Origin of the sequence: Shewanella litoralis (genome assembly GCF_009828585.1) — a bacterium.
Taxonomy (GTDB): domain Bacteria; phylum Pseudomonadota; class Gammaproteobacteria; order Enterobacterales; family Shewanellaceae; genus Shewanella; species Shewanella litoralis.
Window position 1 is genome coordinate 37,161 of the sequence record NZ_WSRZ01000031.1, and the last position, 9,395, is coordinate 46,555.

At 41.6% G+C, this 9,395-nt stretch carries 11 protein-coding genes and 4 tRNA genes; 2 read left to right on the forward strand and 13 right to left on the reverse strand.

Features of this window, described 5'->3' with window-relative positions; genetic code table 11:
- Window positions 1-41 precede the first annotated feature (41 nt).
- The 11 genes from rplL to GQA99_RS18600 form a co-directional block, all read right to left on the reverse strand.
- Entirely contained in the window at window positions 42-410 is a 369-nt protein-coding gene (rplL, locus tag GQA99_RS18550) for a 50S ribosomal protein L7/L12 (protein WP_160056459.1), read from the reverse strand.
- Window positions 411-464: 54 nt separating this feature from the next.
- Window positions 465-965: a 50S ribosomal protein L10 gene (gene rplJ, locus GQA99_RS18555; protein ID WP_160056461.1), complete on the reverse strand. Its 501-nt coding sequence runs from the start codon at window positions 963-965 to the stop codon at window positions 465-467.
- A 286-nt stretch (window positions 966-1,251) separates the two neighbouring features.
- Complete coding sequence (rplA, locus tag GQA99_RS18560) at window positions 1,252-1,953, reverse strand: 50S ribosomal protein L1 (protein ID WP_160056463.1); 702 nt, start codon at window positions 1,951-1,953, stop codon at window positions 1,252-1,254.
- A gap of 4 nt (window positions 1,954-1,957) precedes the next feature.
- A complete protein-coding gene (gene rplK, locus GQA99_RS18565) occupies window positions 1,958-2,386 on the reverse strand; it encodes a 50S ribosomal protein L11 (RefSeq protein ID WP_160056465.1) in 429 nt (142 codons plus the stop codon).
- A 129-nt stretch (window positions 2,387-2,515) separates the two neighbouring features.
- Window positions 2,516-3,067 carry a transcription termination/antitermination protein NusG gene (gene nusG / locus GQA99_RS18570; protein ID WP_160056467.1) on the reverse strand — a complete coding sequence of 184 codons (552 nt, stop codon included), beginning with the start codon at window positions 3,065-3,067 and terminating at the stop codon, window positions 2,516-2,518.
- A gap of 10 nt (window positions 3,068-3,077) precedes the next feature.
- Window positions 3,078-3,449 (reverse strand): preprotein translocase subunit SecE, encoded by a 372-nt coding sequence (gene secE / locus GQA99_RS18575; protein WP_160056469.1) that lies wholly within the window; start codon window positions 3,447-3,449, stop codon window positions 3,078-3,080.
- Window positions 3,450-3,716: 267 nt separating this feature from the next.
- The gene (tuf, locus tag GQA99_RS18580; RefSeq protein ID WP_160056449.1) at window positions 3,717-4,901 is read right to left on the reverse strand and encodes an elongation factor Tu; all 1,185 of its coding nucleotides are present in this window, start codon (window positions 4,899-4,901) and stop codon (window positions 3,717-3,719) included.
- Window positions 4,902-5,010: 109 nt separating this feature from the next.
- Window positions 5,011-5,086: transfer RNA gene (locus GQA99_RS18585), tRNA-Thr, on the reverse strand.
- A 10-nt stretch (window positions 5,087-5,096) separates the two neighbouring features.
- Window positions 5,097-5,170, reverse strand: a tRNA-Gly gene (locus GQA99_RS18590).
- Window positions 5,171-5,206: 36 nt separating this feature from the next.
- Window positions 5,207-5,291, reverse strand: a tRNA-Tyr gene (locus GQA99_RS18595).
- Window positions 5,292-5,299: 8 nt separating this feature from the next.
- A tRNA-Thr gene (locus GQA99_RS18600) sits at window positions 5,300-5,375 on the reverse strand.
- Between the two features lie 222 nt (window positions 5,376-5,597).
- Here GQA99_RS18600 and coaA point away from each other — a divergent pair.
- Window positions 5,598-6,548: a type I pantothenate kinase gene (gene coaA, locus GQA99_RS18605; protein WP_160056471.1), complete on the forward strand. Its 951-nt coding sequence runs from the start codon at window positions 5,598-5,600 to the stop codon at window positions 6,546-6,548.
- A 16-nt stretch (window positions 6,549-6,564) separates the two neighbouring features.
- On the opposite strand, the gene birA is transcribed toward coaA, so the two are convergent.
- Both birA and murB read right to left on the reverse strand, forming a co-directional pair.
- Window positions 6,565-7,539, reverse strand: coding sequence for a bifunctional biotin--[acetyl-CoA-carboxylase] ligase/biotin operon repressor BirA (birA, locus tag GQA99_RS18610; protein WP_160056473.1), 975 nt, complete (start codon window positions 7,537-7,539; stop codon window positions 6,565-6,567).
- Entirely contained in the window at window positions 7,539-8,552 is a 1,014-nt protein-coding gene (gene murB, locus GQA99_RS18615; protein WP_160056475.1) for a UDP-N-acetylmuramate dehydrogenase, read from the reverse strand. The genes birA and murB overlap by 1 nt, the downstream gene beginning before the upstream one ends.
- Before the next feature lie 573 nt (window positions 8,553-9,125).
- Between murB and GQA99_RS20965 the strand changes: the two genes are divergently transcribed.
- The gene (locus tag GQA99_RS20965; protein WP_369126861.1) at window positions 9,126-9,299 is read left to right on the forward strand and encodes a helix-turn-helix domain-containing protein; all 174 of its coding nucleotides are present in this window, start codon (window positions 9,126-9,128) and stop codon (window positions 9,297-9,299) included.
- The last annotated feature ends 96 nt before the right edge of the window (window positions 9,300-9,395 follow it).

Genomic DNA, 9,395 nt, shown 5'->3' on the forward strand with positions numbered 1-9,395 from the left:
AGCCTTCACCCAATTACTTGGGTGAGCAAGTAAGCTATAGCTTACTTGATTTCAACAGAAGCACCAGCTGCTTCTAGTTCAGCTTTAAGAGCTTCAGCTTCTTCTTTGCTGATCGCTTCTTTAACAGCGATTGGCGAAGATTCAGCCATAGTCTTAGCTTCTTTCAGGCCTAGACCTGTAGCGCCACGTAGAGCTTTAATAACTGCTACTTTGTTGTCGCCGTGTGAAGTAAGAACTACGTCGAATTCTGTTTGTTCTTCAGCAGCTGCACCAGCATCGCCGCCGCCAGAAACTACTGCAGCAGCAGCAGAAACGCCGAATTTTTCTTCCATAGCTTCGATTAGTTCAACAACTTCCATTACAGACATTGCTGCAAAAGCTTCTAACATTTGGTCTTTAGTGATAGACATAAGAAATATTTCCTATTGTTCTGAATTCAATTTGATTAAGCGGCCGACTTAAAATTAAGCGGCGTCTTGTTTTTGATCGCGAAGGGCGGCCAATGTACGAACGAACTTGCCAGCAGATGCTTCTTTCATAGTCATCATTAACTGAGCTAGTGCTTCGTTGTATGTTGGTAGTTTCGCTAAACGATCAATATCAGCTGCAGGGATAAATTCCCCTTCGAAAGCTGCACCTTTAACTTCAAACTTAGCTTGCTCTTTAGCGAAATCTTTTAAAAGACGCGCTGCAGCACCTGGGTGCTCAGTAGAGAATGCTAGTAAAGTTGGGCCAGTGAAAGTTTCGGCTAGGCACTCAAAAGCAGTACCTTGAACAGCGCGACGAGCTAAAGTGTTACGTACTACACGTACATAAACACCGTTAGCGCGAGCTGTTTTACGCAAAACAGTCATAGCACCTACAGTTACGCCACGTGAATCAGCGGCAACTGCAGAAAGTGCACCTTTGGCAGCTTCGTTGACTTCAGCAACAATTGCCTTTTTGTCTTCGAGTCTTAATGCCATTGGCTTTACTCCTGGATTCTACCTAGGGAATACCCCTAGAATTTACCAAACTAAGCACAACATGTACTTAGTTACTTACGGTGCAGATATTCCAGTAAAAAAATTTAGCTGGGGCCTGACACCGTCTACGCAGGAAATTAAGTGAACCTTACGATTGACACCTGCGGTCTTGGACGGAAGCTCAATTCTTAGCCAACAAACCTAATTAAATAGGTTAGTATCAGCTAAAAGGAGCTTCAACCCACAAAGTGCGCGCATTATAGACTAATACACGCATTTTGTAAAATTACTTAATGTCTTCCAAGCTTGCTTGGTCAACAGTCACACCTGCACCCATAGTGGTAGAGATGCTAACTTTTTTCACGTAAATGCCTTTTGCAACTGCTGGCTTAGCCTTTTTCAGTGCAGACACTAACGCTTCTAAGTTGTCTTTTAACTGTTCAACAGTGAAATCCACTTTACCGATAGTAGTGTGGATAATACCGTTCTTGTCGTTGCGGTAACGAACTTGACCAGCTTTAGCATTTTTAACTGCTTCTGCAACGTTAGGCGTCACAGTACCAGTTTTAGGGTTAGGCATTAAACCACGTGGGCCTAAAATTTGACCTAACATACCAACAACGCGCATTGCGTCTGGTGATGCGATAACAACGTCAAAGTTCATTTCGCCAGCTTTAACTTGTTCAGCTAAATCTTCCATACCCACTAGTTCTGCGCCTGCAGCTTTAGCAGCTTCAGCGTTTGCACCTTGAGTGAATACAGCAACACGAACGTCACGACCAGTACCGTGTGGTAGTACAGTAGCACCACGCACGTTTTGGTCTGATTTACGAGGATCGATACCAAGGTTAACAGCTACGTCAACACTTTCTACAAACTTAGCAGTTGCTAGTTCTTGTAAAAGTGCTACTGCTTCGTTGATGTCATACTGTTTAGTTGCATCAACTTTTTCGCGGATTACGCGAGCGCGCTTAGTTAGCTTTGCCATTATATTAGTCCTCTACTACCAAACCCATTGAACGTGCAGTACCTTCAATTGAGCGAGTCATCGCTTCAATGTCAGCACCAGTCATATCAGCAGCTTTAGTTTCAGCGATTTCCTGAACTGCGCTACGCTTGATAGTTCCTACTTTTTGAGTGTTAGGACGGCCAGAACCTGATTTCAGACCAGCTGCTTTAAGCAGTAGGAAAGACGCAGGTGGAGTCTTAGTTTCAAAAGTGAAAGAACGGTCGTTATATACAGTGATAACAACAGGAATTGGCATACCTTTCTCGAACTTTTCAGTACGAGCGTTGAATGCTTTACAGAATTCCATGATGTTCACACCTTTTTGACCTAAAGCAGGACCAACTGGTGGAGACGGGTTTGCAGCACCGGCTGCTACTTGTAGCTTAATATAAGCTTCAATTTTCTTTGCCATGTCGACATTTCCTCTATTTGGGTTCAAACGCATCTCGGCGACATGCCAATTTGCTCCCCTGAAAACAACGGGTGCGAATTATAGTAAAATACGCACCCGCAAACAATAATTATTTTGTAGTTATTTTAATCAGCTCTTTTCAACCTGATTAAAATCTAATTCTACTGGCGTTGAACGACCGAAAATCATAACAGAAACCTTAACGCGGTTTTTGTCGTAATCAACTTCTTCGATAGTGCCATTAAAGTCAGCAAATGGACCATCACACACACGAACAACTTCACCAGGTTCATACATTACACGATGAGTTGGAGACTCAATGGTGTCTTGCAGACGCTGAAGAATAGCATTAGCTTCTTTGTCAGAAATTGGCGCTGGGCGATCAGATGTACCACCAATAAAGCCCATTACACGTGGAATGCTCTTTACTAAGTGCCAGCTATCATCGTTCATTTCCATTTGGACTAATACATAGCCAGGGAAAAACTTACGTTCGCTTTTGCGACGCTGACCCGCACGCATTTCTACTACTTCTTCAGTTGGGACTAAAATCTCACCGAAGTAGCTTTCCATGTTGTGCATTTTGATATGTTCAAGCAGTGTTTTAAGCACACGGCCTTCATAACCCGAAAAGGCTTGAATCACATACCATCTTTTTTTCGCTTCTGTAGCTTCAGTCATTTTTAGATGCCTATACGCCAGTAATTAAATTGACTACTCGTAACAATACCGCATCTAATCCCCACAGGATCAGTGCTACTACAGCTGTTGCTGCAAGTACAATAAATGTAGTGTTTAGTGCCTCTTGGCGAGTTGGCCATACCACTTTACGCACTTCAATATGTGCTTCACGGGCAAATGATAATGCTTGCTTACCCTTAATGGTTTGCAATGCAATAACACCAGCAATAGCAAAGGCAATAATTACCCCAGCAACACGAGCCACAACATTTGCATCTGCGTAAAATTGATTGCCTATAACAGCAGCAGCGATAAGCAATGCTGCTACGCCCCACTTAACGATATCCAAAGAATTACTCTGGTTTTCAGTATTTGTTGTCATCGGTTAATTCCGTTACTCACTACGACCTGAGCTTAGCTTGGTAAACAACATATTTACCAAATCCGCATTTCCGAGCTTTCCCAGAAAATGCATAAGCACAGGGTCAAAAATCGGCCATAGATTGTATTCTTATTCAGCTTTATTCGCAACAATACAGCTAAAGTTAGCGTAACAATTTAGGCAAAAAAAACAATTAATCGATGTTTTTTCCCTAAAAACAAAAAAGGAAGCCGAAGCTTCCTTTTTCAGTGTTCACTAAAGTCGCTATTACGCGATGATTTTAGCTACAACACCAGCACCAACTGTACGGCCACCTTCACGGATAGCGAAACGTAAACCGTCGTCCATCGCGATTGGGTAAATCAAAGTAACTACCATCTTGATGTTATCACCAGGCATAACCATTTCTACGCCTTCTGGTAACTCAATTGTGCCTGTTACGTCTGTTGTACGGAAGTAGAACTGTGGACGGTAACCTTTAAAGAATGGAGTGTGACGACCACCCTCTTCTTTTGATAACACGTACACTTCTGATTCGAATGTTGTGTGTGGCGTGATTGAACCAGGCTTAGCTAGTACTTGACCACGTTCTACGTCATCACGCTTAGTACCACGTAATAACACACCACAGTTCTCGCCTGCACGACCTTCGTCAAGCAGTTTACGGAACATTTCTACACCAGTACACGTTGTCTTAGTAGTCGCATGAACACCAACGATTTCTACTTCGTCTGATACTCGTACAATACCACGCTCAACACGACCAGTTACCACTGTACCACGACCTGAAATCGAGAATACGTCTTCGATTGGTAGTAGGAATGGCTTATCGATGTCACGCTCTGGCTCGGGAATATAAGAGTCTAACGCTTCTGCTAACTCAAGAATCTTACCTTCCCATGCTGCATCGCCTTCTAGCGCTTTTAATGCAGAACCCTGGATAACTGGTAAGTCATCACCTGGGAAGTCGTATTCTGAAAGAAGTTCACGAACTTCCATCTCTACTAATTCTAGTAATTCTTCGTCATCTACCATGTCACACTTGTTCATGAATACGATGATGAATGGTACACCTACCTGACGTGAAAGTAGGATGTGCTCACGAGTCTGTGGCATTGGGCCGTCAGTCGCTGCTACTACTAAAATCGCGCCGTCCATCTGTGCAGCACCAGTAATCATGTTTTTAACATAATCGGCGTGACCTGGACAATCTACGTGTGCGTAGTGACGTGATGGAGTGTCATATTCGATGTGCGAAGTATTAATAGTAATACCGCGCTCACGCTCTTCTGGAGCGTTATCGATTTGTGCGAAGTTACGAGCTTCACCACCATAAGTCTTAGACAATACAGCAGAGATAGCTGCAGTAAGAGTTGTTTTACCATGGTCAACGTGACCGATGGTGCCTACGTTTACGTGGGGCTTTTTACGTTCAAATTTAGCTTTTGCCATGGTATCGCCTCAATCCAATAGTTTGGTGATGAAAACACACATATAGTAAAAATCCGATGCATAAATATGACATCGAATCGAGTATCGTTTAGGAGTTAGTATGACAGGCTGGTGCTGATAGGCAGATTCGAACTGCCGACCTCACCCTTACCAAGGGTGCGCTCTACCAACTGAGCCATATCAGCAATCAAATTTTGGAGCGGATGGCGGGAATCGAACCCGCGTTATCAGCTTGGAAGGCTGGAGTAATACCATTATACGACATCCGCGCAACCTAACATAGGCTACCTAACTACCTAGAAAAATGGTGGAGGGAGAAGGATTCGAACCTTCGAAGGCTGAGCCGTCAGATTTACAGTCTGATCCCTTTGGCCACTCGGGAACCCCTCCAGAGAAAATGGTGCCGGCACCAAGAGTCGAACTCGGGACCTACTGATTACAAGTCAGTTGCTCTACCAACTGAGCTATGCCGGCGTGTCATTTCGGGTTCGGATATTAGGTAAATGTGTCCAGGAGTGCAATAGATAAATGCGAAAAAACGTAAAAAAAGTTTCAAATGACGTTTTTTTGCTCTCGTTTTTTGAAAAAAGTGCAATTTCTAGGCGGATCTATTCCACATGACCACAAATCAATATCAAAGTATTGTCGCCTATTATTCGATAGTGTAATGTGCCTGACCAACCTAGAGGAATGGTTATGACATCAATAAACTCTATACAAGACGCACTTTACTTTGCTTTTCAGCGCGAGCATTGGGCTGAATTACGAAAATCAGTGCCACTGACATTGAGCCAAACAGAACTCGAAAACCTTCGCGGTATGAATGAGAAACTGTCACTCGATGAAGTAACCGATATTTATTTGCCTCTTAGTCGCTTATTGAATCTTTTTGTGGGCTCTAAACAACAACGAGGGCTCGTTCTGGGTAAATTTCTTGAACAGAAAAACGTCCCTAGCCCTTACATTATCAGTATTGCTGGTAGTGTTGCTGTAGGTAAAAGTACTACTGCCCGTATTCTGCAAACGTTACTCCAGCGTTGGCCAGAGCACCCTAAAGTTGATCTTGTCACTACAGACGGTTTTTTATATCCGCTTGCCGATCTTAAGCGCAAAGGTTTATTACAACGTAAAGGCTTTCCAGAAAGTTACGACATGAAAATGTTAGTCGAGTTTATCTCTGCAGTTAAAGCTGGTAATAAAGAAGTTTTAGCACCGCTGTATTCTCATGTCACTTATGATAGATGTCACGATGAACATCAAGCAATTCGTCAGCCTGACATTTTGATCCTAGAAGGTCTTAATGTATTACAAACTGGATTAGACACGCCTATCGATACAAGGCGCCCTTTTGTCTCTGATTTTGTAGATTTTTCCATTTACGTAGATGCAGAAGAAACCTTATTAAAACAGTGGTATAAACAAAGGTTTTTGCAGTTTAGAAAAGGAGCCTTTAGCGACCCAGACTCATTTTTTCATCACTACTCTTCACTAAGTGACGATGAAGCTAATGCGATAGCTGCTAACATTTGGGATACGATTAATGGCCCTAACCTGCAGCTGAATATCCAACCGACGAGAGAAAGGGCTCACCTTATTTTACAAAAAGGCCAAAATCACCTCATGAATAAAGTGCTTCTGCGAAAATAGCAGGTTTGGAGCCTAATTAATTAGGCTTTACTTCGCTTGCTCTTAAGCTTATCTCTCCCCCTACAAAAGCTTGTATTCCTTGCTCGTTTTCTAACAATACCGCCCCCTGCTTATCGATACCACGACATATGCCAGTGACCGCATTAGGTGCCATTAACAATGTAATTTCACGATTTATAAATAAATCATTGTCATTCCAACGTTGCAAAAATGCTTCTAAACCTTGTTGTTCAAATAATACTAAGTCGCGCTTAAGCTGACGGTGTAATTTAACTAAAAGCATGGTTTTATCTGGCATATGGCCCGTAGCAGATAGATCACTCCAAGGTTGATCAATTAATTCACCTTGCGCGGCTGACATACTCATATTAACTCCAAATCCTATAACCAATTCAGTTTGAGTATCAGAGTGATGACTTAATTCGATGAGAATGCCTGCTAATTTTTTATGGTCTAGATAAATGTCATTTGGCCATTTGACCCCAAGCCCTTCAACGCCTAAATCCTGCAAGGCTTGCACAATTGAACATCCCACAACTAGACTTAAGCCACTAGTACGCGCTATATCGCGATTTAAGCGCCAAAACAAAGACGCATACATGTGATGCCCGTACGGGGAAAACCACTTGCGGCCACGCCGACCACGTCCTGCAGACTGATATTCAGAGACGCAAATATCACCAGACTCAACCTCAGCTGCATGCTCCAACATAAAGGCATTGGTACTTTTGATTTCATCAAAGTAAAAACAACGATTATCGATGCTATTCACTAATTCGCTTTCGTTAATTAATGAAATCGCATTAGCTAATTTATAGCCTTTACCTTTTACACTGTAAATTTCAACACCGTAATCTTTGAGTGTATCAATATGCTGATTAATTGCAGCTCGGCTCAGTGATAACGTTTGCGCAATGGCTTCACCAGAAACAAAAACATTATGACGTAAACAAGCTAATATCTGCCTTTTACGTAACCAATGGTCATTCATTAGATTTCAATCTCCCCATCTGAACCCATAATCCGTGGTTCCACCTGCAAAGTTACCGCAAATAAATTAAAGACAACGTCAATAATGTGATGTGCTAACTGACAAATATCTTCACCCGTCGCATTTGCCAAGTTAACTAACACTAAAGCTTGATCTTGATGTACAGCTGCATCACCAATTCGTGTTCCTTTCAAACCAGCTTGATCAATCAGCCAACCTGCCGCTAACTTGTATTGTCCATCCATTTGCTTAAAGGCTACCAAAGATGGAAATTTCTGTTTAAGCAGCATAAATTCACTTTCAAGAATAATGGGGTTTTTAAAGAAACTTCCTACATTGCCCAACACTTTAGGATCTGGCAGCTTAGATTGACGAACCTGACAAACACAGTCAAATATTTGCTGTGCGGAAACTGTCGACGGATCCATATATTGTAATGGGCCATAATCTAATACTGGTTGCCATTGCTTAGGCAACCTCAATGTGACCTCAGTGACAACAGCTAAATTTTTTAATTGCTGCTTAAAAATGGATTCACGATAGCCAAATTGACACTGTTCATTGCTAAACACCTGGAGCTCATTTGTGTCTAACAGTAAAACTTCTATCTCATGACAAAAACGATTAAATTCTACGCCGTAAGCACCTATATTTTGTATCGGTGCAGCACCTACGGTGCCAGGTATAAGGGCCATATTTTCAAGCCCATTAATCTGATGTTCTAAACAAAACTCAACTAACGCATGCCAAAGCTCACCCGCTTGGACATTAACATAGTAATAGGAGTCATCAGTTGTTACCTTAATCCCTTTTGTCGCTACACTCACAACAGTACCTCGGTAATCGGTAGTAAATACCAAATTACTACCACCACCTAATATAAGCATCGGCAATCTATTCGAGTATAAATGTGAGCAAACCTCAATGAGTTCAGACTTTGTCTTCACATTAATCAAAGATGAGCAATTCTGTTTTAAGCCAAATGTATTAAGTGAAGCTAAGGAAAAAGACATAAAATAATCATTCATTCAAGTAATAGCATATTGTAACAGGGAAAATAATTTTAATTGTCGAGTTTTATTCTAAAAACTTAATATCACAATAATGTTACGCACAATGCACATGTGCAAGAAGGTGCAAATCAAACCAATATTAAGCTTGATACTATTCCGCTAAAAATAATCTAATTGTAGTATCTACCCTGAGAGGTTAATTGAAAGAAACAATACACCTGTCTGGCTTTAATCAATGTATCTAAGCAAACTGTCGAGCAACAGATTAGGGCTATAGTTGATCACTGAGTTATAAGGAAGATATTACTGCTGTAGAAATCGCACGTTGCATAGGTCGTCCTAGTCAGTGTGAAGCTGTTCTGTAAGTTTTCATCGTCTGCTCCAAATTTATCATTTAGCTGGTATTTTCAGATAGTCAGATTAACGATGCGAGGTGTGGTTCGCTCGACGGTTATACCATTCCGCAAAAAAATGTGATCTAATTGCTATATCCGTTACTCACCATTTGTAGTAATGAAACAACACACCAGTTTCGAATTAATCTGGCTATCCAAGCAAACAGCTGATGCCCGGATGCGTTTGCGATTATTGGCCGTAGCTCACTTTCTTGAGAGGGCGAATAGAGCTCAAGTCGCAGCGATAACAAAGATCAGTCGTCGGATTGTGAATCAATGGATCAGCAATTATTTAAGCCAAGGTCTAAGTGGCCTTGAGAGTAATACCAATTACATTAAATATATGATCTAATTAACCGTCATTCTCTTATTGCTATATTTATGAATAATATCAATCTTGCTGCATTAGCTAAATCTGAAAAAAGTGCTCGTAAACGTATCCGTTACC